We start from the raw sequence: 24105 nt of genomic DNA on the forward strand, positions 1-24105 counted from the left end.
CGATCCTACACCACGTTGCCGAGTTGAATGATGGGAAGATACATCGCGATCACGAGGCCGCCGACCAGCGCTCCCAGCACCATGATGACGAGAGGTTCGCACAGGCTCGAGAGCGTGCCGATCTTTTCGTCTACCTGACGATCGGCGAGCGACGCGACGTCGATCAGCATGGTGTCGAGCGCGCCGGACTCCTCGGCAACCGCGATGGGCTGCACCACCGCGGGAGGAAAGCAGCGCGCAGCGCGCATGGCCGCGGCGAGCCGTTCGCCGCGCCGCAGCCGCGCGGCGATGTCCACCGTGGCATGGTCGAAGAAGGCGTTGCCGGTGGCGTGCGAGAGCGAATCGAACGCGTCGGCCAAAGGTGTGCCGGCCGACAGCAATGTGCCGAGCGCGCGGCTCCAGCGCGCCGCACACAGCGTTCGCAACAACGGGCCGGCGACCGGCATTTTCAGCGATAGTCGTGCGAACCGGAGACGTGCGGCTTCGGAACGTCGAAGCAGAAACGTCATAGCCGAGCTAGCCGCGAAGATCATGGCAATGGCCGGCACGCTCCATCGCGCCGCGCCGGACGACAATGCCAGCACGAACAGCGTCGGTGCGGGCAGCCGCGCGCCGAAGCCGTCGAAGATCTGTTTGAAAGTCGGCACGACCCACACTAGCAATGCCGCGGTAATGGCCACTGCGAGCACAAGGATCGCGATTGGATAGGTCAACGCTGCGCGCACTTTGGCACGCTGCGCGGCGGCGCGTTCGCGGTCATCGGCGATGCGGGCGAGGACGGCCGGCAGGGCTCCGGCTGCTTCGCCGACTTCGACGAGTTGGCAATACAACTCGCTGAATTGTGCCGGGTGGCGCTGCAGCGCCGCCGAAAAACGCAGGCCGCCAGTGATATCGCGCGCGAGTGCGCTCACGATTCGCGGCATCCCCTGGCGCGGCGACGTTTGTGCTTGCGCCAACAGCTCCAGGGCGGGCGCGAGCGGCAGCCCGGCGCGCAACAGGCTGGCGAGTTGCCGCGTGAACAGCGTGACCTCCGTGGCACTGGCGCTCGGTCGCGGCGCGGGTCCATGTGCCGTGAGTTCGACGACGAACACGTTGTCGCGTTTAAGCACCGCGCGCGCGATGGCAGCGTCCGGCGCAATGAGTGCGCCGTTTTTCCGCACGCCGTTGGCGTCGACACCGCGCCATTTGAAGCGCAGGTCGGAGGCCGGCGGCCGATGGAGCATGGCCGTGCTCATGCGACCTCGGTGGCGGCCAGCGCTTCGACGAGACTGGTGGTGCCGTCGCGCACCCGCGCCAACGCAGCGTCGCGCAAAGTCGCCACCTGCTCAGTCTGTGCGAGCCGTGCGAGTTCGTGGGTCCCGGCGTTCGCCACGATCAGCTCTCGCATGGCATCGGACACGGGCATCACCTGATGAACGCCGACGCGGCCCCGGTAGCCGATGCCGTGGCACGCCGGACAGCCGGTCGCGGTATAGGGCTGCCAGCCGTCGAGCTGAGACTCGGTAAAACCCGCTGCTCGTAGCGAGGCCACCGACTGTGGCGCAGGTGCCCGGCATGCGACGCACAGGCGACGCACCAGCCGCTGCGCAGTCACCATCCTCAGTGCGGCGGCGAGGTTGTATGGCTCGACGCCGATATCGATCAGACGGGCAACTGCCGCCGGCGCGTCGTTCGTATGCAGGGTCGACAAAACGAGGTGGCCGGTTTGCGCCGCTTTGACGGCGACGTCGGCGGTCTCCTCATCGCGGATTTCGCCCACCATGATTACGTCGGGGTCCTGACGGAGAAAGGCGCGCAACGCCACCGCGAAGGTCAGGCCAGCTTTTTCGCGCACGCTGACCTGGTTGATGCCGGCCAACTGGATCTCCGCCGGATCTTCCACCGAGCAAAGATTGCGCGCCTCGCCGTTCAGCATGTTCAGGAAGCAGTAAAGCGACAAGGTCTTGCCGCTGCCGGTCGGTCCGGTGACTAGCATGAGACCGTGCGGCGCGCGAATCGCGGCATCGACCGTCTCGCGCTGGCGCGGATCGAGGCCGAGCGAGTCGAGTGACAGATTGGCAGGTAGCGCGTCGAGTCGCCGCAGCACGAGCTTTTCGCCGAATAGCGTAGGCAGCGAGTTGACGCGATAGTCTTCGACCTGACCTGGCGAAGTGGCAATGCGCAGCCGCCCGTCCTGCGGCACCCTGCGCTCGGCGATGTCCATGCGTGCGAGAACCTTGACGCGCGTAATGAACGCGTCGCGCAGATGCGCCGGCGGCGGCGCGATCTCATGCAACACGCCGTCGATTCGCAAGCGCACACGCCAGCCGTGTTCAGCCGGTTCGATGTGCAGGTCCGACGCGTTGCGGCGGGTCGCTTCCTGCAACGTCTCAGTCAGCAGACGCACGGCGGGCGCATTGTCGGGATCGGCGAGACTAGCTGTGCTCGCGTCCGCGGCCAATGAGTTGGGCTTAGCCCTCGCTGGGAATTCCTGGTGATGCGCAATGGGGCGCGGCGTTGACGCCGCAGCTTGAGAAGACGCTTGCATGAGAAACCGGTGATGAGCCGCCTGTAGAACACGATGGCCTTATCTTCCGGGACGGCAGCGGGCGCCGCTACTCAGCCAATCGGCTAATGGCGCCCCCCGCATTCATGTGCGATGCTCCGTCTAGCCGCGCAGTGCTTTGCCGGCCTTCGCCCGTGACGGCGGTTTGAACAGCTTGACGGTCCGGATCGCCTGATCGTCGCTGCGCATCACTTCGAGTTTGACCTCGCCGATCTGCACGCACACGTCGCCGTCGGGAATGTCTTCGAGAATTTCGAGGATCAGACCGTTGAGGGTTTTCGGTCCGTCGGTCGGCAGTGCGAGTTGCAGCCAGCGGTTCAGCTCGCGCAGCGGCATGCTGCCCGCCACGATGCATTCGCCGCTCTCGTTCCAGCCGCCGCGGGAATTAGCGCCGCGCGGAATCGACGTGGTGAACTCGCCGATCAGCTCTTCGATGATGTCTTCCGGCGTGACGAGGCCTTGTAACTCGCCGTACTCGTTGACGACCAGCGCCGTCCGATGGCGGCTCTCCTGGAAGTACTGCAGTTGCTGAAACACCGGCGTGCCGGTGGGCACGAAATACGGCTCGGCCAGCAACTCGCGCAACGTCTCGCGCTCCAGCTCCTGGTTGTGCAGCGCGGCCAGCGTCTTGCGCACGTGCAGGACGCCGAGCACGCGGTCGATGTCGCCTTGATAGACGATCAGCTTGTTGTGATAGCAGGTTTCCAGCTGATGCAGGATCTGTTCGAACGGCGCGTCGAAGTCGAGCGCCTCGATGCGGCGGCGCGGGATCATCACGTCGTCCACGGAAATATTTTCGAGGTCGAACAGGTTCAGCAGAATGCTGCGGTGCTTGGTCGGCATGAAGCTGCCCGACTCGAGCACGATAGTGCGCAGTTCTTCGGTGGAGAGGCGCTGTTCATGAGCGCCTTTCGTGTTGATGCGCAGCACGCGCAAGATAGCGTTCGCGAACAGATTGACGAACCAGACGAGCGGCTTGGCGACACGCATCATCGGCGCGATCAACAGGCTGGCCGGCAGCGCAATTTTCTCAGGGAATGTTGCGCCGACGATTTTCGGCGTGATCTCCGCGAACACGATAATCAGAAACGCGACGATGCCGGTTGCGATCGACAGTACCAGGTTGTTGCGGCCGAACGTATGCAACGCGATCGAGGTGGTGAGCACCGGAATGATCGTATTGAACAGATTGTTGCCGATCAGCACGACGCTCAGCAGTTGATCGGTGCGCGCGAGAAGGCCCTGAGTGGTCTTCGCACCGAGCGCGTTCTGATTGGCGAGATGTTTCAGGCGATGGCGGTTGAGCGCCATCATCGCCGTTTCGGAAATCGAGAAAAAACTGGAGCAGATAAGCAGCAGAAAGACGGCGCCAATCTGCGCCCATAAGGGAAGTTGTTCCACGCGTCGTGAAGGATAGGGGGAAGGATGGAGAGAATATAGCAGAGGGGGATGGGCGAGCCGTTCCGCTGTGTGGGCCGGAAGCCAACGGTACGTTCGTTCCGGGCACTCGGGACTACAAAAACCGCGACCCAAAACAAAAAACCGCCGAGCAAGCTGGGCGGTTTTTCTAGCCTTGAACTAACAAGGAAAATCTGGTCGGGGTGAGAGGATTCGAACCTCCGGCCTCTACGTCCCGAACGTAGCGCTCTACCAGGCTAAGCTACACCCCGATTTGTACTGCAGACTCGATTCAGACTAAGCCAGCGTTTCAGTCTCGTTCAAGACTGTCTTGCCGTCGAGTAAGAACATAATTCTAGCAGGCTATCTTTGAAAATGGAATCGGGAAATGAAGAAATTGCTGCTGCGGCTGCCTGCGCTTCCTGTTTCGCGCACTCCAGCGTGTGATCCAGCGCGCCGGAACGCGTGATGGCCTCGAAAATGGTGTCGAAACGGTCCGTGCCCCCGTGCTCGATCACTTCCCGCGCGAGCGTCGATTGCTCCGGCGTGCCGCGCTCGATCAGATAGATGAGCGGGAGCGTGGGCTTGCCTTCGCGCAGGTCGTCGCCGGCGTTTTTGCCCATGGATTCGGCCGTGCCGGTGTAATCGAGCCAGTCGTCCATGATCTGGAAGGCCGTGCCGATGCGCCGGCCGAATTCCGCCGCGGCCGCCTCGGTCTTCGCGTCCGCGCCGGCCAGCACCGCGCCGAGCTGGGCGGCGGCTTCGAACAGCTTGGCGGTCTTGTAGCGGATCACCTGCATATATCGGGCTTCGTCGACGTCGGCGTCGTGCATGTTGAGCAGTTGCAGCACTTCGCCTTCGGAGATGATGTTGGTCGCCTCCGACAGAATTTCCATGACGCGCATCTTGCCCACGCCGACCATCATCTGGAACGAGCGCGAGTACAGGAAATCGCCCACCAGCACGCTCGCCGCGTTGCCGAACAGGGCGTTGGCGGTCTGGCGGCCGCGCCGCAGGTCGGATTCGTCGACTACGTCGTCGTGCAGCAGCGTGGCCGTATGGATGAATTCGACGACCGCGGCCAGCTCATGCCGGTGCCCCGTGGTCTCGCCCAGCGCGCCGGCCACCAGCAACAGCAGCGCGGGCCGCAGCCGCTTGCCGCCGGCGCTGATGATGTACTCGGAAATCTGATTGATCAGCATCACGTCGGACGCGAGACGGTGCCGTATGACGCGATTGACCTGCTGCATGTCTTCGGCGATCGGAGCGAGCAGGCTGGCGGCGTTGGAGGAGGGGATGGCGGTCGACGACATGATGGCTGAATTGGGTAGTGCCGCGAATTATAAGGCGAAGGCGGCAGTTCCGGGTCGCGGGCTGTGGCGCGGCGTATCCGCGGCTGCTGCTGGCCCGCCCGCCGGGGCGGTTTGACAGCTGCCCGGCCTCGTGCGCGGCGGCGCTCAATGAGTTTTGACCGAGAAGCTAACTCTATGTATAATCACGGGTTTCCGCGCGCGGTGCGTGGGAAAAATGAACACAGAGTGAGGTTCTCAATGTACGCGGTCATAAAAACCGGTGGCAAGCAGTATAAAGTTGCCGTCGGCGAAAAACTTAAAGTAGAACAGATACCGGCAGACATTGACGCTGAAATCACGCTCGACCAGGTTCTCGCAGTGGGCGAAGGCGAATCGATTAAGTTCGGTACGCCGCTGGTCAGTGGGGCTTCCGTCAAGGCTACCGTCGTGTCGCAAGGTCGTCACGCAAAAGTGACCATCTTCAAGATGCGTCGCCGGAAGCACTACCAGAAGCATGGCGGCCACCGCCAGAACTATACCGAACTGCGCATCGACGCGATCAACGCGTAAGCGCAACGGTTAAGGAGCAAATCAAATGGCACACAAAAAGGCAGGCGGATCATCCCGCAACGGCCGCGACTCTGAATCGAAGCGTCTCGGCGTGAAGGTTTACGGCGGTCAGGCTATCAACGCCGGCGGCATCATCGTGCGTCAACGCGGCACGCGCATGCACCCGGGCGAAAACGTCGGTATCGGCAAGGATCACACCTTGTTCGCGCTGACGGACGGCCACGTCAATTTCTCGACGAAGGGCGCAGCGAAGAAGCACATGGTCAACGTCGTCCCGGCAGCAGTCTGAGTTTAATCAGGCACGGGCTTCAGGACCGGAAAAAGGCCCCGCGAAGTTCGCGGGGCTTTTTTTATTCTGGCGTTTTTCACCGGATGAACGGGCTCGAACGCGTTGTTCATACCGGCACGCCTATGCCGTCCGGTCGATTGCTCATCGCGCGGCGGGCGCGGCAAAATAGCAGTATCCATTTAGCAGCACTTTAGTTGCACCATCTGGCAGCACACCACGGGACGGAGTTACGCATGAAGTTCATTGACGAAGCGAGGATTGAAGTCATCGCCGGCGACGGAGGGGATGGCAGCGCGTCGATGCGCCGCGAGAAGTTCGTTCCCTTCGGCGGCCCGGATGGCGGCGACGGCGGCCGGGGCGGCAGCGTGATCGCGGTCGCGGACCGCAATATCAATACGCTGATCGACTATCGGTACGCGAAGAAACACCTGGCGCGCAACGGCGAAAACGGCCGTGGCGCCGACTGCTACGGCAAGGGCGGCGACGATATCACGCTGCGTATGCCGGTCGGCACGACGATTACCGACATGGAGACCGGCGAGCTGATCGCCGATCTGACCGAGCACAACCAGATCGTGCAGATTGCTCAGGGCGGGGCGGGCGGTCTTGGCAACCTGCATTTCAAATCCAGTACGAACCGCGCGCCGCGCCAGAAGACCGACGGCAAGCCGGGCGAACGCCGCATGGTGCGCCTCGAGTTGAAGGTACTGGCCGACGTTGGCCTGCTCGGCATGCCCAATGCCGGCAAGTCGACCTTCATCGCGTCTGTGTCGAACGCGAAGCCCAAGATCGCCGATTACCCGTTCACGACGCTCGCGCCGAATCTCGGCGTGGTGCGCGTCGGGCCGAGCCGCAGCTTTGTGATTGCCGACATTCCGGGGCTGATCGAAGGCGCGGCGGAAGGCGCCGGCCTCGGTCACCAGTTCCTGCGCCACCTGCAGCGCACGGGCCTGTTGCTGCATATCGTCGACATCGCACCGTTTAACGACGAGATCGATCCCGTCGCGGAAGCCAAGGCGATCGTCAACGAGCTGCGCAAATACGACGAGCTCCTGTACGAAAAGCCGCGCTGGCTGGTGCTGAACAAGCTCGACATGGTGCCCGAGGACGAGCGCGAAGCGCGCGTCGCGGCGTTCCTCGAAGGCTTTGGCTGGGACGGTCCGGTGTTCGAAATCTCGGCGCTGACTGGCCAAGGCTGTGAAAACCTCTGCTACGCGGTGTTCGACCACATTGCCGCGCATTCGGACGCTCAGCGTGCGGCTGAAGCCGAAGACCTCGCCGCCGACGTGCGTTTCCGCGACAAGCCGCAAGCATCGGCCGTGGGCGACGAATCCGGTATCGATCCGCAGGAATAACAAGTTCGAGCGCCGGTCGGTGCCTGAATGGACTGCCGGCATGCATCACGCGTCATCTTGGGAGACAGCGCACAATGCGTTCGGTCATCGCAGATTCACGGCGATTGGTAGTGAAAGTCGGTTCAAGCCTTGTCACGAATGACGGGCGCGGTCTCGATCATGCGGCTATCGGCCGCTGGGCCGCGCAGATTGCCGCCCTGCGCGCGCAAGGCAAGGAAGTGGTGCTGGTGAGTTCGGGCGCCATTGCCGAAGGCATGCAGCGGCTCGGTTGGACCAAACGGCCACGCGAGATCGACGAGCTACAGGCGGCCGCCGCCGTCGGTCAAATGGGCCTTGCGCAGGTTTACGAAAGCCGCTTTGCCGAGCATTCGATCCAGACCGCGCAGATCCTGCTCACCCATGCCGACCTAGCTGACCGCGAACGCTATCTGAACGCTCGCTCCACGCTGCTCACGCTGCTGCGTCTGGGTGTCGTGCCGATCATCAACGAGAACGACACGGTCGTTACCGACGAAATCAAGTTTGGCGACAACGACACGCTGGGCGCGCTCGTCGCGAATCTCATCGAAGGCGACGCGCTCATCATTCTGACCGATCAGCAGGGGCTCTTCACCGCCGACCCGCGCAAGGATGCGAGCGCCACGCTCGTCCAGCAGGCCGATGCCGGTGCGCCGGAGCTCGAAGCAATGGCAGGCGGCGCGGGCTCGAGCCTTGGCCGCGGCGGCATGCTGACCAAGATTCTCGCGGCCAAGCGTGCGGCCCATAGCGGCGCTAACACGGTAATCGCAAGCGGCCGCGAGGCGGACGTCCTATCGCGTCTGGCCTCGGGCGAGGCGATCGGCACGCAGTTGATCGCGCGCACCGCACGCATGGCGGCGCGCAAGCAATGGATGGCGGACCATCTTCAGGTGCGCGGCCATGTGGTGATCGACGACGGCGCCGTTGAAAAGCTGACCGAAGGCGGCAAGAGTCTGCTGCCCATTGGCGTCGTCGGCGTGCAGGGCGCGTTCGCGCGTGGTGAGGTAATTGCTTGCCTGAGCGCCGCCGGCAAGGAAGTGGCGCGTGGGCTGACCAACTACAGCAGCGCCGAAACCAAGCTGATTCAACGGCGTCCGAGTGGTGAGATCGAATCAGTGCTCGGCTACATGCTGGAGCCGGAGTTGATCCATCGGGACAATCTGGTGCTGGTCTGATTCACGGACCATCAAGCGCGTGTGGCCAAAGAAAAAGCCGTTCCAGCGGAAGCTGGAACGGCTTTTTTGTCGTTGATGCGCCTGGCCCGAGAAGACCTCAGTGGATCAAGGAACTCGCTGTGCGCTTGTAGCGGATGTTCTCGAGGATGGCGCTCGCCTTGCCCGTGGGCATCTTGTTCGCGCACATATAGTCCTGATACAGCGCCGACTGATAAGCGTTCAACGTGCCGTTCTCAATGCGCGCGAAATCGGTCGCGACCGATTTGTCCCAGCCGTCGTGATCGGCATTCAGGCCCGCGTACTGGCGCCATTCATAGGTGTCGCAGCGAATCCCTTCATAAATCACGTTGCGGGCGCCGCTCGGGCTCGTCACGACCACCGTAAAGCGAACTACGCCGTCCGTGCCGACGGTGAGCGAATTGCGATCGACCGCGAAATGCAGCGGCGTATTGCCGGAGACCTCGAAAGGCAGCAGATTCGCGTCTTGCGGCAGCGGCGGCAGGGTGTCCACAGGGTTTTCAACCCAGTTGCTCTGCCGGTCCAGCAGATAGGTAAACGCGCTGTCGTCTTTATTGGTAGGTTTGCCGGCGCTCGAGCAGCCAGCCAGCAGGGCGCCGGTGGCGACGCACGCCACGACGAGAGCAAGTGCTTTCAATATGATTTCCTCGAAACACTGGCGCGGCTCGAGGAGCCGCGCCAGCAGAGGCGGCGTGGACAGCCGCACAGCGTTGTTAATTGCGCACGCCCGGGCGGAACAGCGAGCCGGCCGTTTCGTCTGCCGATTCGTCGTCGTGCTCCAGCGCGGCGCCTGTCTTGGCCGCCGACCCGGAACCCGGACCGCAATCGGACGCGATCGTTGCGTGAACCGATGTTTCGATGCTGACGGATGTCACCGAAGTCACGGTGGTCATCGTCATTACCGTGGAATCCGGCGGACTTTCCATTGACGACGCTATCCGGGGATAGCGCGGCCCATGATGCCCGCCAGGTTTTTCCGCACGCGGCGCAGCCCGGCGCATGAAACGGGATAGCTCCGTCAGCGCCAACTGATACACATCCCGCTTGAACTCGATCACACAGTCGAGCGGCACCCAGTACTCATTCCAGCGCCACGCATCGAACTCAGGGTGGTCGGTCGCACGCAAACAGATGTCGCAGTCGCGTCCAACCATCCGGAGCAAAAACCAGATTTGCTTCTGGCCGCGGTAATGACCGCGTACTTCGCGCTTGATGAACTTGTCAGGCACCTCGTAACGCAACCAGTCGCGTGTGCGACCGATCACCTTGACGTGCTCAGGAAGCAGCCCGGTTTCTTCGTGTAACTCCCGATACATCGCTTGCACGGGGGTCTCACCATACTTGATGCCCCCTTGCGGAAACTGCCAGGAATGTTCACGGAGCCGTTTGCCCCAAAACACCTCGTTGTGCGCGTTCAAGAGGATGATGCCGACGTTCGGGCGAAAGCCTTCACGATCCAGCATACAACCACCTTCGAATCCTTTAAAATTGCTTTGATTATAAACAGATAACGGGCCCGACGCACCGATTCGCCCCAGAATGGAGCGATTCGCCGCAAAAGGCCCATGTTTGCGGTAGCCTGTCAGTCTTTCCGTGCCTTATCCCTTGTGCAAAGGCCTGGCGCGGCGGCTTCGGCGCCGCGCGCGGGCAGTGCTGTGCCAAGTGCCCGGTATCAGGCGAACCGTACCGGCTCAGGGCCGGATCTGAATCGATTTCCCCACCGTTTTCACCTTTCGGGCGGTCCCTCCGGCGCCGCCGCTTTTGGATAATCTGAATGAAAGCTTCCCGTTTCTTTATCGGTACCCTGAAAGAAGCTCCCGCCGACGCAGAGATCGTCAGCCACAAGCTCATGGTGCGCGCAGGCATGATCCGCCGCGTTGCCGGCGGTATCTATAACTATCTGCCGGTCGGCCTGCGCTCGATCCGCAAGGTAGAAGCCATCGTGCGCGAGGAAATGAACCGGGCAGGCGCGATCGAACTGTTGATGCCGGCGGTGCAGCCGGCCGAGCTGTGGCAGGAATCGGGCCGTTGGGTCAAGTACGGCCCCGAGCTGCTGCGCTTCAAGGACCGCAGGCAGTCCGACTTCGTGATCGGACCGACCCACGAAGAAGTGGTGACGGATATCGCGCGCAACCAGATCAAGAGCTATCGCCAGTTGCCGGTGAACTTCTACCAGATCCAGACGAAGTTCCGCGACGAGATCCGTCCGCGTTTCGGCGTGATGCGCGGCCGCGAGTTCATCATGAAAGACGCGTACTCGTTCGACAAGGACGCGGAAGGCCTGCGCGAGTCGTACCGCAAGATGTACGAAGCGTACGTGCGTATCTTCACGCGCCTTGGCCTGGATTTCCGCGCGGTGGCGGCGGACAACGGGTCGATCGGCGGCAGCGGTTCGCACGAGTTCCACGTGATCGCCGACACTGGTGAAGATGCGATTGCCTATTGCCCGACCTCGGACTTCGCGGCGAACGTCGAAGCCGCTGAAGCGCTGCCGCTCTACGCGCAACGCGCGGCACCGGCCGAGGAGATGAAAAAGACGTCCACGCCGGGCAAGGCGAAGTGCGAGGCCGTCGCGGAATTGCTGAACATTCCGCTCGAGCGCACGATCAAGTCGATCGTCCTCGCCACTGAAAACGAAGGCGCCGAGCCGACCATCTGGTTGCTGATGCTGCGCGGCGATCACGACCTGAACGAGATCAAGGCGAGCAAGCAGCCGGGTCTGGCCGACTTCCGCATGGCGACCGAAGCCGAGATTATCGAAACCTTCGGCACGCCGCCGGGCTACCTCGGGCCGATCAACACGAAGAAGCCGGTCAAGGTCGTCGCGGACAACACGGTCGCGAACATGAGCGACTTCGTGGTCGGCTCGAACGAGGTGGATTACCACACCACGGGCGTGAACTGGGGCCGCGATCTGCCGGAACCGGTCGTGGCCGATATTCGCAACGTGAAGAAGGGCGATCCGTCGCCGGACGGCAAAGGCGTGCTCGACATCTGCCGCGGCATCGAAGTGGGTCACGTGTTCCAGCTCGGCACCAAGTATTCCGAAGCAATGAACGCGACCTGCCTCGACGAGACCGGCAAGCCGCAGCCGATGGAAATGGGCTGCTACGGTATCGGCATCACGCGTATCCTTGGCGCCGCGATCGAACAGAATTTCGACGACAAGGGCATCATCTGGCCCGAGTCGATCGCACCGTTCGAAGTGGTGCTGTGCCCGATGGGCTATGACCGCAGCGAAGCCGTGCGCGAGCAGGCCGACAAGCTGTACGCGGCACTGGTCGAAGCCGGCGTCGACGTGATTCTGGACGACCGTGGCGAGCGCCCGGGTGTGATGTTCGCCGACTGGGAGCTGATCGGTGTGCCGCACCGTCTGGTGATCGGCGATCGCGGCCTGAAGGACGGCAAGCTGGAATATCAGGGTCGGCGCGATGCCGAGGCGACGCTGCTGCCGGTCGAAGACGCCGCGCAAACGGTGATTGCGAAGGTCCGCGCGGCGTTGGCGCGCTAAGCGGAACGGGCCGTGGAATACACGTTCCTGTCCGCGACCGTTCTGCTGATTCTGATCACCGATCCGCTCGGCAACATTCCGCTCTTTATCAGTTGTCTGCGTGGAGTGTCGCCGAAGCGGCGCACGATCGTCATTCTGCGCGAGGTGGCGATCGCCTTCGCGATCCTGCTGATCTTCATGGTGGTCGGCGACGGCTTTTTACGCATGATGAGCCTGACCGACCAGTCGCTGCGCATCGGCGGCGGGATCGTGCTGTTCCTCATCGCGCTGCGCATGGTGTTCCCGCACCCGGACGGCCCGTTCGGTGGCGACACGCGCGGTGGCGAGCCGCTCATCGTGCCGCTCGCCATTCCGGCGCTGGCCGGACCTTCCGCGCTGGCAACCGTGATGCTGCTGACCTCGCAGGCGCCCGGCAAGATGTTCGAATGGATCGGTGCGCTCACCGTCACGATGATCGTCTGCGCGATCGTGCTGATGCTGGCGGAGCGCATTCAGGCCTGGCTCGGGGAGCGCGCCATGATGGCCTTCGAACGGTTGATGGGTCTGGTGCTGGTGGCTATCTCGGTCGAGATGATGCTCGGAGGGATCCGGGCTTTCGTGCATCAGCTGTGATGCTTGATCCGGTGGGGCATTCATCCCCGTGGCAATCCATAAGTTGCCAACAAAAAAGCGGCCTACGGGCCGCTTTTTTTATACCTGTCCGCCTCGTGAAAGGCGATTGGCCGCTTCCGGGAACCGTCACGCCCCGTCGGTCAGCGCGCGGATCGTGGGCAGGTTGCGCCAGTAACCCTTCGCGTCCATCCCGCAGCCGAACACATAGCGGTCCGGCACTTCGAAGCCGCAGTAGTCCGGGCGCAGCGGCTTGGCCTTCGGAATGATCTTCTCGCACAGCACCGCGCTCAGGAAACGCTTCGCGCCCATTGCGAGAATACGGTCGCGGATCGCGGCCATGGTCTCGCCTTCGTCGAGAATGTCGTCGAGCACCAGCACGACGCGATCCTTCACCGACTCGGCCGGCGCCACGCGCCACTGCATCTCGTTGCCGCCCTTGGTGGTGTTGCGGTAACGGGTCAGGTGGATGTAATCGAATTCGAGCGGGAAATCGAGGTGCGGCAACAGCATGCCGGTGAACACCGCTGCGCCACCCATGACCGACAGTACAAGCGGGAAATCCTCGCTCATTTCGCTGCGGATGGCGGCCGCCATGCCGCTGATCGACGCATTGACGTCTTTGGCCGAAACGATTTCTTCGGAGTGGCTATAGATGTGGAGGGCTTCTTCGCGGTTCATGACGTCTGACGGGCGGTAACTGTATACATAGTGTGGGTGAGAACGGCGGCGCGCGGTACAGAATAAACCCGCACAATTCCGGAGTCAGCCGCGCGTTCCGTGGTTCGTGCGCGGAACGCGGCGCCCGCCGTCTTGGTAAAGCTTAGCGCATGCCGGGCAACATGCCCTTCATGCCGCGCATCATCTTTTGCAGATTGCCGCCCTTGAGCTTTTTCATCATGGTGCGCATCTGGTCGTACTGATTCAGCATGCGGTTGACTTCCTGCACCTGCACGCCCGCGCCCGCGGCAATCCGGCGCTTGCGCGTGGCCTTGATCAGTTCCGGCTTGGCGCGCTCGAGCGGCGTCATGGAATTGATGATGCCTTCCATGCGGCGCATCTGCTTTTCGGCCTGGCCCATGTCGGCACCGGATGCGGCCTGCTGGAACTGCGCGGGCAGTTTGTCCATCAGCGACGACAGGCCGCCCATGCCCTTCATCTGCGTCAGTTGCGCGCGGAAATCGTTGAGGTCGAAGTCGCCGCCTTTCTTGACCTTGTCGGCGAGCTTCTGCGCGGCCTGTACGTCGACGCCCTTCTGCGCTTCTTCGACGAAGGCGAGAATGTCGCCCATGCCGAGAATCCGGTTCGCCATGCGATCCGGGTAGAAAATTTCGAGGCCGTCGAGTTTTTCGGCGACGCCGACGAACTTGATCGGCTTGCCCGTCACGTGGCGCACGGAGAGCGCCGCGCCACCGCGCGAATCGCCGTCGAGCTTGGTGAGGACCACGCCGGTGAGCGGCAGCGCGTCGCTAAAGGCCTTGGCGGTGTTCACCGCGTCCTGGCCGAGCATCGCGTCGACCACGAACAGCGTTTCGGCCGGCTTCAGCGTGCTGTGCAGCGCGGTGATTTCCTGCATCATCGCTTCGTCGATACCGAGACGGCCGGCCGTGTCGACCAGCAGCACGTCGTGATAGTGGCGCTTGGCCCAATCCACGGCGGCGCGTGCGATGTCGACCGGCTTCTGATCCGGTTCCGACGGGAAGAAATCCGCGCCGACCTGCTCGGTCACCGTCTTCAACTGCGCGATAGCCGCGGGGCGGTAGACGTCGCACGAAACGGTCAGCACCTTTTTCTTGTACTTCTCGCGCAGCAGCTTGGCGAGCTTGCCGACCGTGGTGGTTTTACCGGCGCCCTGCAGACCCGCCATCAGGATGACGGCGGGCGGCGTGACGGCGAGATTCAGCTCGACCGCCTTGCCTTCGTAGTCGCCGCCGATGATCGCGGTCAGCTCGCGCTGCACCACGCCCACCAGCGCCTGACCCGGCGACAGGCTGCCGATGACTTCCTCGCCGAGCGCCTTTTCCTTCACCTTGGCGACGAACTCGCGCACGACGGGCAGCGCCACGTCGGCCTCGAGCAGCGCAAGGCGCACTTCGCGCAGCATTTCCTGGGTGTTCGCCTCGGTGAGCCGGGCTTCGCCGCGCAGCGTCTTGACGACGCGCGCCATCCGTTGAGTCAGATTGTCGAGCATGGGGAGCGATGAACAGTGCGGCCCGGGCGGCACACGAAGCGGAAGACGTCGCGGAGCAGGGGCCTAGTGTAAACTTCGAATATGGATATTGTACTGTATGCCCTCACTGCGCTCCTCTACGGCGGTTTAGCCGTGGCCGGCTGGCGCTCGCACCGGCACGCGGCCGTGCGCCCCATGCTAGAGAGTGTGCCGCCGGTGCCCGCCGTCGCCGGCGCGTCGGCCGCATCAGCTGCTTCGGGCATGACCACGTCGGGGCGTGCGCTGCTGTTCGTCGCGCTGCTCGCCCATGGCGTGCTGCTGCACACCACGATCTTCCCGCAGAACGCGATGGTGTTCGGGTTCGCGTTCGCGCTGTCGGCCATGTTCTGGCTCGGCGCCGGCATCTACTGGATCGAGAGCTTTTTCTTTCCGCTCGACGGCCTGCGCCTCTTGGTGCTGCCGCTCGCCGGCATCGCTTCTTTAATGCCGCTGGCGTTCAACGGCGTGCGCGTGCTGCCGTATTCGGCCGCGCCCCTGTTCAAGCTGCACTTCGTGATCGCCAATATTGCGTACGGCCTGTTTGCGATCGCGGCGCTGCACGCCGTGCTGATGCTGCTGGTCGAGCGCCGGTTGCACGCCATGCGTGGCGGCATCGCGCAGCGTCATTCGGCCGCGGCCGGCAACGGCTGGCTGTCGGGCTGGCTCGATACGCTGCCGCCGCTTCTGACACTGGAGACGTTGCTGTTCCGCATGATCGGCGCGGGTTTCGTGCTGCTCACGCTGACGCTGGTATCGGGCATCCTGTTCAGCGAGCAACTGGTCAACCGCGCATTGCAGCTCGATCACAAGACTGTCTTCGCGATTCTTTCCTGGGTGATGTTCGGCGCGCTGCTGACCGCGCGCAAGGTATCCGGCTGGCGCGGCCGTGCGGCATTGCGCTGGGTGCTGGCATCGTTCGTCGCGTTGTTGCTGGCGTACGTCGGCAGCCGCTTTGTTTTCGAGGTGCTGTTGCACCGCGCTGTAGTGTGAGTGTGTCCCATGCGACAAATATTTCTGCTGATCCTGTTGTTCATCGTCGGCCAGTGGCTGGTGAAGGCGCTGCGGCGCCATGACGCGCAAACGTCCAATCGCACCGGCGCCGGTGCGAACAGCAACGCCGGAGCAAGAGGTGCGAATGGCGCGAATGGTGCCAACGGCGCCGCACGTGGCGCCGAGGCGGCGCAACTCGCCGAGCCCATGATCCGTTGCGTCGAATGCGGCGTGCACGCGCCGAAGAGCGACTCCGTGGTGGTAGCGGGGCAGCCGTTCTGCTGCGCCGCCCACGCGCAGCGTCATAGCGCGCGACCCACGGGGCGCGACGCCCGATGAGCGTCGAGTTCGCCGTCGATGCAGACGGCTGGGTCGCCGCCGCACGCAAACTGCCATCGCCTAATTTCGAAGCGCGACCCGCCGGGGCCGTGCCGACGCTGATCGTGGTTCATAACATCAGCCTGCCGCCCAACGAATTTGGCGGCCCAGCGATCGCCGAACTGTTCCTCAATACGCTCGACTGCGACGCCCACCCCTACTACGACTCGCACCTGCGCGGCGTACGGGTGTCGGCGCACTTCGTGATTCATCGTGACGGCGCGCTCGAACAATTCGTGTCGTGCAACGAGCGCGCGTGGCACGCCGGGCCGTCGAATTTTTTCGGCCGCGAGCGCTGCAATGATTTTTCGATCGGCATCGAACTGGAGGGCAGTGACACCACCGCATTCGAAGCGTCGCAATATCTCACGCTCGGCGCTCTCGTGAGCGCACTCAAGGCTCGCTATCCCATCGAGGCGCTCGCCGGTCACTCGGACATCGCGCCGGGCCGCAAGACCGATCCAGGGCCGCATTTCGAGTGGCAGCGTCTGCAGCGCGACACCGCGCTGGCCGCTCGGTATTTCCCCTATCTCAAGTTTTCCGAAACCCCGTAACGACCCTTCGCGCGACTGCGCGTGAAGCGAGGAGAACAAGGCGCTGCCTTGTTCTCCGGGGAGTCGGCTTCGCGCCGCGCGATGCCTTGTCAACCCTTTCTCGACAAAATAAATCGATTTGACCTGTCTCGAATCTCCACTATACTTGGTGCCACAAATCCAGTTGTGCACTACATCTTGTGGTGCTCTGTGTATAACCATGTGAATAACCGGGTGCACAACTGGGTGGATAAGTCAGCGGCGTCCGCTCTTCGAGCATGGCGCCGCAAGCATTTCAGGCAGCGAAAAAAAATTCCTGTGGCGCAGCCGGAAAGACCGCCGGCGGCATCCAGAAACATTCAGGAAAGGGGCTTAGCCAGTGATCGCGACACGCACGATGAAGACCGTTTTCAATTCGAACCAGGCTTCGTCGCAGTCGCATCCCGCCACCCGGCACAGCCGGTCCCTTTCCTGCCCCCCATCGCTTGCGCACGCGGCGGCGCAGCGTTCGTTTTAATCCGCGGATTACCCGCAACATTTCCAGGACCAGGAGCTTTGCACATGCAAACCACCGACAACGTGACGACCCGGTACGAGGGCTCACCGACTGGCCAGGCCTTCGGCCAGGCACAAGGCGCACAAGCGCTCGCGCCGAATGCGAGCTACGCCGACTACAAGGTGATTCGCCGCAATGGCAGCGTGGTGTCGTTCGAACCGTCGAAAATCGCCATCGCCGTGACGAAGGCATTCCTGGCCGTCAACGGTGGTCAAGGCGCGGCGTCGGCGCGCGTGCGCGAACTGGTCGAGCAACTGACGCATAACGTGGTGCGCGCGCTGGTGCGCAGCCGCCCGAACGGCGGCACGTTCCACATTGAAGACATCCAGGATCAGGTCGAACTCGCGCTGATGCGCGGTGGCGAGCACAACGTCGCGCGTGCGTACGTGCTGTATCGCGAGAAGCGCACCCAGGCGCGCGGTCACGACGAGCAGATCGTCGCCAGCACCCCGGGTCTGAATGTCACGGACAACGGCGTGACGCGTCCGCTCGACATGGCTGCGCTGCGCGGCATCATCGAACTGGCTTGCTCGAACCTGGGCGACGCTGTGAATGCCGATCCGATCATCGCGGAAACGGTGAAGAATCTGTACGACGGCGTGCCGATGGGCCAGGTCTACGACTCGGCGATTCTGGCTGCCCGCACGATGATCGAAAAGGACCCGGCATACAGCCAGGTCACCGCACGCATCCTGCTGCACACGATCCGCCGCGAGATCCTCGAAGAGGAAGTCACGCAAACGGAAATGGCCGACCGCTATGCCGAGTACTTCCCGCAGTTCATCAAGCGCGGCATCGGCGCCGGCCTGCTCGACGACAAGCTTCAGCAGTTCGACCTGAAGCGCCTCGGCGCCGCGCTCGACAACAGCCGCGACCTGCAGTTCGGCTACCTCGGTCTGCAAACGCTGTATGACCGCTACTTCCTGCATCACGACGGCGTGCGCATCGAAATGCCGCAGGCATTCTTTATGCGTGTAGCAATGGGCCTGTCGCTGAACGAGATCGACCGCGAAGCGCGCGCCATCGAGTTCTACAACATCCTGTCGAGCTTCGACTTCATGTCGTCCACGCCGACGCTGTTCAATTCGGGCACGCATCGCTCGCAACTGTCGTCGTGCTACCTGACCACGGTCGACGACGACCTCGACGGCATCTACGAAGCGCTGAAGGAAAACGCGCTGCTGTCCAAGTTCGCCGGCGGTCTGGGCAACGACTGGACGCGCGTGCGCGCGCTCGGTTCGCACATCAAGGGCACCAACGGCAAGTCGCAAGGCGTCGTGCCGTTCCTGAAGGTCGTCAACGACACGGCTGTCGCCGTGAACCAGGGCGGCAAGCGCAAGGGCGCGGTGTGCGCGTACCTGGAATCGTGGCACCTGGACATCGAAGAATTCCTCGAGCTGCGTAAGAACACCGGCGACGACCGCCGCCGTACCCACGACATGAACACGGCGAACTGGATTCCCGACCTGTTCATGAAGCGCGTGATGGAAGGCGGCGACTGGACGCTGTTCTCGCCGTCCACCTGCCCGGACCTGCACGACAAGTTCGGCGCCGAGTTCGAAACGGCTTACACGGCTTACGAAGACAAGGTCGCGCGCGGCGAGATCAAGCTGTTCAAGAAGATCCCGGCGGCGCAACTGTGGCGCAAGATGCTGGGCATGCTGTTCGAAACCGGCCACCCGTGGATCACGTTCAAGGATCCGTGCAATGTGCGCTCGCCGCAACAGCACGTCGGCGTCGTCCACTCGTCGAACCTGTGCACGGAAATCACGCTGAACACGAGCGACACCGAAATCGCCGTCTGCAACCTGGGCTCGGTGAACCTCGTCGCGCACCTGAAGGAACAGGCCGACGGCACGCTGGTGCTCGACCACGACAAGCTCAAGCGCACCGTCAGCGTGGCGATGCGCATGCTCGACAACGTGATCGACATCAACTACTACGCGGTTGCCAAGGCGCGTAACTCGAACCTGAAGCACCGCCCGGTCGGCATGGGCATCATGGGCTTCCAGGACTGCCTGCATCTGCTGCGCACGCCGTACGCGTCGGAAGAGGCCGTCAAGTTTGCCGACACGTCGATGGAAGCGGTTTGCTACTACGCTTACTACGCGTCGACCGAACTGGCGCAGGAACGCGGCCGTTACTCGAGCTACCGCGGCTCGCTGTGGGATCGCGGCATCCTCCCGCAAGACTCGGTGAAGCTGCTCGAAGAGGCGCGTGGCGGCTATGTCGAAGTCGACTCGAGCGAGTCGATGGACTGGACCGAACTGCGTGCGCGCATCGCCACCCACGGCATGCGCAACTCGAACTGCATCGCGATCGCACCGACGGCGACGATCTCGAACATCATCGGCGTGTCGGCTTGCATCGAACCGACCTTCCAGAACCTGTATGTGAAGTCGAACCTGTCGGGCGAATTCACGGTGGTCAACGACTACCTGGTGCGCGACCTGAAGGCGCGCGGCCTGTGGGACGAAGTGATGGTCGCCGACCTGAAGTACTTCGACGGCACGCTCTCGCGCATCGACCGGATCCCGGCCGACCTGCGCGCGATCTACGCCACGGCGTTCGAAGTCGATCCGAAGTGGCTGGTCGAAGCGGCGTCGCGCCGTCAGAAGTGGATCGACCAGGCGCAGTCGCTGAACATCTACATGGGCGGCGCATCGGGTAAGAAGCTCGACGAGATCTACAAGCTCGCATGGGTGCGCGGTCTGAAGACGACCTACTACCTCCGCACGATGGCGGCGACCCACGTCGAGAAATCGACGGTGGCGCACGGCGCGCTGAACGCGGTGAGCTCGGGCGGTGGTGAAGGCTCGGGTGGCGCAGCGGGTGGCTTCGGGGTGGGCGGTGGTGTGGCGGGTGGTGCCGGCGGTATCCAGGCAGCCGCGGCAACGCCGGCAGCGGCAGTCGAAGCAGCGCCCGAAGCGGATGGTCCGGTGTGCATGATGCGTCCGGGCGATCCTGGCTTCGACGAGTGCGAGGCTTGCCAGTAACAAGCAGTGAAGCAAGCAGTCAAGCGCGAGGCAAGTGGCGGGACCGCCGCTTGCTGACGGGGGGTAGGTAATGACCCGTACGCGGCGATCAGCAAACCTGATCGAAGTGAAGTAGAAGAGAAGTCGATGAGCGGGGTGGTCAGTGAAAGTGAGGCCGCACCGCTCGTCGCGAAGCAGCAAAGCGGCGAAGTTGGATAAGCCGCTGAAGTCGTGAAGCAACGGTGGTTCAGCAGGCAGCAGTCAGCAGCACCAGACGAAGCGCGCGACACGGTGCGCGCAGCACACGCTTCGATCGGCAGGGCGATCAAAACATAGTCGGCCAGACGCATCGCTCGACATCGCAATGCACTTCATCTCGCTACAAGCACGCTCCGCAATACAGATAGATAGAGCAGCGAAATGTCGCTTCGACACGTTGCTCTTCGAGCTCGCGAAGCACCTCGACGACACACGTTCAACGCACCTCACATGAGGTGACGCACACAGTCTGTTGAACAAAGTGTTGTATGAACGTAGCAACGCGAATCGAAAACAGGATTTTTCATCAGCGAACTCTTTTATCGCTCGTGAAAAGATGGTACAAACCGTTCTAAATTGATGGTGACATTTATGCTCAACTGGGATGACGAGATCACTGCCGTAACTCCCTCGAGCGCTACGCAACAAAACGTGTTGCGCAACGCTGCGGGATCGGCTGTCGGTTCGCAAGTCGGAACGCGTTCCGCTCCTCATGCTCCCTCGGCTCAAGACGTCTTCGCGAACGACCTCCCGGTCGCTCCCGTCGCTCGTGCAGAAACTGGAACGGCTGCCGTTTCGGAAGCGCGGGTCAACGTCGCCGACAAGCGCATCATCAACGGCCAGACCGACGTCAATCAGTTGGTGCCGTTCAAGTACAAGTGGGCCTGGGAAAAATATCTGGCGGGTTGTGCCAACCACTGGATGCCGCAAGAAGTGAACATGTCGCGCGACATCGCCTTGTGGAAAGACCCGAACGGGCTGACCGAAGACGAGCGCCGCGTCGTCAAGCGCAACCTGGGCTTCTTCGTGACGGCCGACTCGCTGGCCGCCAACAACATTGTGCTGGGCACCTACCGCCACATCACGGCGCCCGAATGCCGCCAGTTCCTGCTGCGCCAGGCGTTCGAAGAGGCGATCCACACGCACGCTTACCAGTACATCGTCGAATCGCTGGGCCTCGACGAAGGCGAAATCTTCAACGCGTATCACGAGGTCCCCTCGATCCGCGCGAAAGACGAATTCCTGATTCCGTACATCCACGTGCTGACCGATCCGGCCTTCAAGACCGGCACGCTCGAGGCAGACCAGACGCTGCTGCGCTCGCTGATCGTGTTCGCCTGTGTGATGGAGGGGCTGTTCTTCTACGTCGGCTTTACCCAAATCCTGGCGCTCGGCCGCCAGAACAAGATGACCGGCGCGGCGGAACAGTACCAGTACATCCTGCGCGACGAGTCGATGCACTGCAACTTCGGCATCGACCTGATCAACCAGATCAAACTCGAAAACCCGCAGCTCTGGACGGCTGAGTTCCGCGCGGAAATCCGCGAGATCTTCCAGCAAGCGGTCGAACTTGAATATCGTTACGCGGAAGACACGATGCCGCGCGGGGTGCTCGGCCTCAATGCGTCGATGTTCAAGAGCTATTTGCGCTTCATCTGCAACCGCCGTTGCCAGCAGATCGGTCTCGATCCGCTGTACCCGAACGAGGAAAACCCGTTCCCGTGGATGAGCGAGATGATCGACCTGAAGAAGGAACGCAACTTCTTCGAGACGCGAGTGATTGAATATCAGACTGGCGGCGCGCTGACCTGGGAGTAATCCGGGATCGTGTCGCAGATGCATTCGTTGATGGGGATGCCGTTGGCCAGGGCCGCGGCAATTTAGTTAGGAGCAGAACCGCCTGATGCAAATCGTGCCCGGTGCGCCGCGTGCCTTCGCGGCCCACAAACATGGCTGGCACTTTGCGAACCCTTCAGTGGGATGGGCAAACTTCCCCCCGGAAAAAGCCGCTGGCGTGATCGCCGGCGGCCCGATCAAGCAATTGCCGGCGTTGAAATCCAGCGCCGACCAGATCTGGCGCGCGGTGCCCAAGGGCACGGCGCGCCTTACCGCATTCATTAGCGTAAGCGCGCAGCACCTGCGTACGCCGATGAATAGCCCGCTTCGTAACGCGCGCCCTGAGAAGCGTCCGTGGGAAGCGGGTTTTGACGAAGGGTGTAGTTTGAACTGACTCTCATCTGAAAACCTGAAGGAGAAAATGATGGCAACTGCAAAAAAAGCCGCCGCTAAGAAACCCGCAGCAAAGAAGGCTGCTCCGGCAAAGAAGGCCGCTCCGGCGAAGAAAGTCGCAGTGAAGAAGGTTGCGGCAAAGAAGGCAGCACCGGCTAAGAAGGTTGCAGCGAAGAAAGCTGCTCCGGCCAAGAAGGTTGCAGCCAAGAAAGTCGCAGTGAAGAAGGTTGCAGCGAAGAAGGCAGCGCCGGCCAAGAAGGCGGCACCGGCCAAGAAAGCAGCAGTGAAGAAGGTTGCAGCGAAGAAGGCAGCACCGGCCAAGAAGGCTGCTGCGAAGAAGGCTGCACCGGCTAAGAAGGCTGCCGCGAAGAAGGCTGCGCCTGCGAAAAAGGCTGCTGCGAAGAAGGCTGCGCCTGCCAAGAAGGCTGCCGCGAAGAAGGCTGCGCCTGCCAAGAAGGCTGCTGCGAAGAAGGCCGCTGCTCCTGCCAAGAAGGCTGCCCCTGCGAAGAAGGCTGTCGCCAAGAAGGCAGCTCCGGCACCCGCTGCGGCTTCGGTTTCGAGCGCACCGGCAGCAACGGTGAAGACCGCGCTGAACCCGGCAGCAGCATGGCCGTTCCCGACGGGCAGCCGTCCGTAAGAGGGCGACAAGCGGTAGAAGTATTTCGGCGCATCGCACGATGTGTCCGATGATCGAGTAGCGCTTGCGTTGGGTTGCGAGCGTTACTCGGTCAGGGTCCCGTTGCCGGTTTCCGGCGGCGGGATTTTTTTTGTCTGCGCCAGGTGCTGAGTGCCGGCGGCCAGCGTCGTTTGAAACGGTTTGGCGAGAAACGGACGGGCGAAAAAAACGCATGCACAGGGGTGGGCATGCGTGTGAGGTCGCCGCGGCGGCCGTGTGGCCTGACCGCGCGAGAGGGGAAAACGTTAGTGGGTGACGCGCGTCACGCCGCCGCTCGACAGAAGCCGGACCCGGTCGCCGGCGCGGAAAATCTCGCCAGTGGAGCTTTGCGTGATGGCGCGCATGTCGCCGTTGTCGAGCCGCACGGTGATCTCGAGACCGTCGCGCACCGCGACGCCGTTCTCGATCGAATTGCCCGCCACCGCGCCAGCCAGGCCGCCGATGATGCCCGTGACGATCGAGCCGCGCCCGCCGCCGATCGCGCTGCCGGCCACCGCACCCAGCGCACCGCCGCCGATCGCGCCAAGACCGCTCGGCTGACCGTTGTTCGAACTGATCTTCACGGCGCGCACGCTGTCGACCGTAGCCATGCGGACCGTTTCTTCACGCTGTGCCTGCGACGCCGTATAAACGTCAGCAGAACTGCTGTTGTAGGCACAGCCCGACATGGCCAGTGAACCCGCGATCAAGGCGGCCACGACCAGGCGACTCGTTGTTCTCATTCCCTAACTCCAATAGCT

The 24105-nt window shown here is 62.7% G+C and carries 22 protein-coding genes and 1 tRNA gene; 13 read left to right on the forward strand and 10 right to left on the reverse strand.

Annotated features, from left to right (window positions below; translation table 11 throughout):
- Positions 1–5: 5 nt before the first annotated feature.
- From A6V37_RS21440 to A6V37_RS21460, 5 genes are all read right to left on the reverse strand, one after another.
- A complete protein-coding gene (locus A6V37_RS21440) occupies positions 6–1235 on the reverse strand; it encodes a type II secretion system F family protein (protein WP_064286328.1) in 1230 nt (409 codons plus the stop codon).
- The gene (locus A6V37_RS21445; protein ID WP_064269237.1) at positions 1232–2527 is read right to left on the reverse strand and encodes a GspE/PulE family protein; all 1296 of its coding nucleotides are present in this window, start codon (positions 2525–2527) and stop codon (positions 1232–1234) included. The genes A6V37_RS21440 and A6V37_RS21445 overlap by 4 nt, the downstream gene beginning before the upstream one ends.
- A gap of 120 nt (positions 2528–2647) precedes the next feature.
- A complete protein-coding gene (locus A6V37_RS21450; protein WP_064269236.1) occupies positions 2648–3946 on the reverse strand; it encodes an HlyC/CorC family transporter in 1299 nt (432 codons plus the stop codon).
- Positions 3947–4138: 192 nt separating this feature from the next.
- Positions 4139–4215: transfer RNA gene (locus tag A6V37_RS21455), tRNA-Pro, on the reverse strand.
- A 48-nt stretch (positions 4216–4263) separates the two neighbouring features.
- Complete coding sequence (locus A6V37_RS21460; RefSeq protein ID WP_064269235.1) at positions 4264–5256, reverse strand: polyprenyl synthetase family protein; 993 nt, start codon at positions 5254–5256, stop codon at positions 4264–4266.
- A 237-nt stretch (positions 5257–5493) separates the two neighbouring features.
- On the opposite strand from A6V37_RS21460, the gene rplU reads away from it, so the two are divergent.
- The 4 genes from rplU (at position 5494) to proB (ending at position 8642) form a co-directional block, all read left to right on the forward strand.
- Positions 5494–5805: a 50S ribosomal protein L21 gene (rplU, locus tag A6V37_RS21465; protein WP_007180329.1), complete on the forward strand. Its 312-nt coding sequence runs from the start codon at positions 5494–5496 to the stop codon at positions 5803–5805.
- Positions 5806–5830: 25 nt separating this feature from the next.
- The gene (rpmA, locus tag A6V37_RS21470; protein ID WP_007180330.1) at positions 5831–6094 is read left to right on the forward strand and encodes a 50S ribosomal protein L27; all 264 of its coding nucleotides are present in this window, start codon (positions 5831–5833) and stop codon (positions 6092–6094) included.
- A 233-nt stretch (positions 6095–6327) separates the two neighbouring features.
- Positions 6328–7449 (forward strand): Obg family GTPase CgtA, encoded by a 1122-nt coding sequence (gene cgtA, locus A6V37_RS21475; protein ID WP_064286329.1) that lies wholly within the window; start codon positions 6328–6330, stop codon positions 7447–7449.
- 74 nt (positions 7450–7523) lie between these two features.
- On the forward strand, positions 7524–8642 hold the full coding sequence (gene proB / locus A6V37_RS21480; RefSeq protein ID WP_064286330.1) for a glutamate 5-kinase: 1119 nt from the start codon (positions 7524–7526) through the stop codon (positions 8640–8642).
- A 97-nt stretch (positions 8643–8739) separates the two neighbouring features.
- On the opposite strand, the gene A6V37_RS21485 is transcribed toward proB, so the two are convergent.
- The gene (locus A6V37_RS21485) at positions 8740–9297 is read right to left on the reverse strand and encodes a CNP1-like family protein (protein WP_064269267.1); all 558 of its coding nucleotides are present in this window, start codon (positions 9295–9297) and stop codon (positions 8740–8742) included.
- Positions 9298–9373: 76 nt separating this feature from the next.
- Entirely contained in the window at positions 9374–10123 is a 750-nt protein-coding gene (locus tag A6V37_RS21490; RefSeq protein WP_064269232.1) for an RNA pyrophosphohydrolase, read from the reverse strand.
- A gap of 311 nt (positions 10124–10434) precedes the next feature.
- Here A6V37_RS21490 and A6V37_RS21495 point away from each other — a divergent pair, with 311 nt between their 5' ends.
- Both A6V37_RS21495 and A6V37_RS21500 read left to right on the forward strand, forming a co-directional pair.
- Complete coding sequence (locus tag A6V37_RS21495; protein WP_064269231.1) at positions 10435–12171, forward strand: proline--tRNA ligase; 1737 nt, start codon at positions 10435–10437, stop codon at positions 12169–12171.
- A gap of 12 nt (positions 12172–12183) precedes the next feature.
- Complete coding sequence (locus tag A6V37_RS21500; protein ID WP_064269230.1) at positions 12184–12783, forward strand: MarC family protein; 600 nt, start codon at positions 12184–12186, stop codon at positions 12781–12783.
- A gap of 126 nt (positions 12784–12909) precedes the next feature.
- Here A6V37_RS21500 and A6V37_RS21505 read toward each other — a convergent pair whose 3' ends face one another.
- On the reverse strand, positions 12910–13461 hold the full coding sequence (locus A6V37_RS21505) for a hypoxanthine-guanine phosphoribosyltransferase (protein WP_064269229.1): 552 nt from the start codon (positions 13459–13461) through the stop codon (positions 12910–12912).
- Between the two features lie 142 nt (positions 13462–13603).
- Positions 13604–14971, reverse strand: a complete 1368-nt coding sequence (ffh, locus tag A6V37_RS21510; RefSeq protein ID WP_064286331.1) for a signal recognition particle protein — start codon at positions 14969–14971, stop codon at positions 13604–13606.
- Between the two features lie 81 nt (positions 14972–15052).
- Here ffh and A6V37_RS21515 point away from each other — a divergent pair, with 81 nt between their 5' ends.
- From A6V37_RS21515 to A6V37_RS21545, 7 genes are all read left to right on the forward strand, one after another.
- Entirely contained in the window at positions 15053–15979 is a 927-nt protein-coding gene (locus A6V37_RS21515) for a cytochrome C assembly family protein (RefSeq protein WP_064269227.1), read from the forward strand.
- Positions 15980–15988: 9 nt separating this feature from the next.
- On the forward strand, positions 15989–16318 hold the full coding sequence (locus tag A6V37_RS21520; protein ID WP_064269226.1) for a PP0621 family protein: 330 nt from the start codon (positions 15989–15991) through the stop codon (positions 16316–16318).
- Entirely contained in the window at positions 16315–16911 is a 597-nt protein-coding gene (gene ampD, locus A6V37_RS21525) for a 1,6-anhydro-N-acetylmuramyl-L-alanine amidase AmpD (RefSeq protein WP_064269225.1), read from the forward strand. Before A6V37_RS21520 ends, ampD begins: the two co-directional genes overlap by 4 nt.
- A 540-nt stretch (positions 16912–17451) precedes the next feature.
- Positions 17452–20442 carry a ribonucleoside-diphosphate reductase subunit alpha gene (locus A6V37_RS21530; RefSeq protein ID WP_064269224.1) on the forward strand — a complete coding sequence of 997 codons (2991 nt, stop codon included), beginning with the start codon at positions 17452–17454 and terminating at the stop codon, positions 20440–20442.
- A gap of 609 nt (positions 20443–21051) precedes the next feature.
- On the forward strand, positions 21052–22278 hold the full coding sequence (locus A6V37_RS21535) for a ribonucleotide-diphosphate reductase subunit beta (protein WP_064269223.1): 1227 nt from the start codon (positions 21052–21054) through the stop codon (positions 22276–22278).
- 85 nt (positions 22279–22363) lie between these two features.
- On the forward strand, positions 22364–22690 hold the full coding sequence (locus A6V37_RS21540; RefSeq protein WP_064269222.1) for a hypothetical protein: 327 nt from the start codon (positions 22364–22366) through the stop codon (positions 22688–22690).
- A gap of 30 nt (positions 22691–22720) precedes the next feature.
- Positions 22721–23326: a histone H1-like DNA-binding protein gene (locus A6V37_RS21545; protein ID WP_064269221.1), complete on the forward strand. Its 606-nt coding sequence runs from the start codon at positions 22721–22723 to the stop codon at positions 23324–23326.
- Positions 23327–23610: 284 nt separating this feature from the next.
- On the opposite strand, the gene A6V37_RS21550 is transcribed toward A6V37_RS21545, so the two are convergent.
- Positions 23611–24087: an outer membrane lipoprotein gene (locus A6V37_RS21550; protein WP_064269220.1), complete on the reverse strand. Its 477-nt coding sequence runs from the start codon at positions 24085–24087 to the stop codon at positions 23611–23613.
- Positions 24088–24105 lie beyond the last annotated feature (18 nt).

Source organism: Paraburkholderia ginsengiterrae (assembly GCF_001645125.1).
Lineage (GTDB): Bacteria > Pseudomonadota > Gammaproteobacteria > Burkholderiales > Burkholderiaceae > Paraburkholderia > Paraburkholderia ginsengiterrae.

Excerpts from the sequence above, each read along its gene's own strand:
- A6V37_RS21505 (WP_064269229.1), bottom strand. The coding sequence starts at position 13,461 with ATGAACCGCGAAGAAGCCCTCCACATCTATAGCCACTCCGAAGAAATC.
- A6V37_RS21550 (WP_064269220.1), bottom strand. The coding sequence starts at position 24,087 with ATGAGAACAACGAGTCGCCTGGTCGTGGCCGCCTTGATCGCGGGTTCA.
- rplU (WP_007180329.1), top strand. The coding sequence starts at position 5,494 with ATGTACGCGGTCATAAAAACCGGTGGCAAGCAGTATAAAGTTGCCGTC.
- rpmA (WP_007180330.1), top strand. The coding sequence starts at position 5,831 with ATGGCACACAAAAAGGCAGGCGGATCATCCCGCAACGGCCGCGACTCT.
- A6V37_RS21490 (WP_064269232.1), bottom strand. The coding sequence starts at position 10,123 with ATGCTGGATCGTGAAGGCTTTCGCCCGAACGTCGGCATCATCCTCTTG.
- A6V37_RS21495 (WP_064269231.1), top strand. The coding sequence starts at position 10,435 with ATGAAAGCTTCCCGTTTCTTTATCGGTACCCTGAAAGAAGCTCCCGCC.
- proB (WP_064286330.1), top strand. The coding sequence starts at position 7,524 with ATGCGTTCGGTCATCGCAGATTCACGGCGATTGGTAGTGAAAGTCGGT.
- A6V37_RS21535 (WP_064269223.1), top strand. The coding sequence starts at position 21,052 with ATGCTCAACTGGGATGACGAGATCACTGCCGTAACTCCCTCGAGCGCT.
- A6V37_RS21515 (WP_064269227.1), top strand. The coding sequence starts at position 15,053 with ATGGATATTGTACTGTATGCCCTCACTGCGCTCCTCTACGGCGGTTTA.
- A6V37_RS21440 (WP_064286328.1), bottom strand. The coding sequence starts at position 1,235 with ATGAGCACGGCCATGCTCCATCGGCCGCCGGCCTCCGACCTGCGCTTC.
- ampD (WP_064269225.1), top strand. The coding sequence starts at position 16,315 with ATGAGCGTCGAGTTCGCCGTCGATGCAGACGGCTGGGTCGCCGCCGCA.
- A6V37_RS21520 (WP_064269226.1), top strand. The coding sequence starts at position 15,989 with ATGCGACAAATATTTCTGCTGATCCTGTTGTTCATCGTCGGCCAGTGG.
- A6V37_RS21545 (WP_064269221.1), top strand. The coding sequence starts at position 22,721 with ATGGCAACTGCAAAAAAAGCCGCCGCTAAGAAACCCGCAGCAAAGAAG.
- A6V37_RS21530 (WP_064269224.1), top strand. The coding sequence starts at position 17,452 with ATGCAAACCACCGACAACGTGACGACCCGGTACGAGGGCTCACCGACT.
- A6V37_RS21445 (WP_064269237.1), bottom strand. The coding sequence starts at position 2,527 with ATGCAAGCGTCTTCTCAAGCTGCGGCGTCAACGCCGCGCCCCATTGCG.
- ffh (WP_064286331.1), bottom strand. The coding sequence starts at position 14,971 with ATGCTCGACAATCTGACTCAACGGATGGCGCGCGTCGTCAAGACGCTG.
- A6V37_RS21540 (WP_064269222.1), top strand. The coding sequence starts at position 22,364 with ATGCAAATCGTGCCCGGTGCGCCGCGTGCCTTCGCGGCCCACAAACAT.
- A6V37_RS21460 (WP_064269235.1), bottom strand. The coding sequence starts at position 5,256 with ATGTCGTCGACCGCCATCCCCTCCTCCAACGCCGCCAGCCTGCTCGCT.
- cgtA (WP_064286329.1), top strand. The coding sequence starts at position 6,328 with ATGAAGTTCATTGACGAAGCGAGGATTGAAGTCATCGCCGGCGACGGA.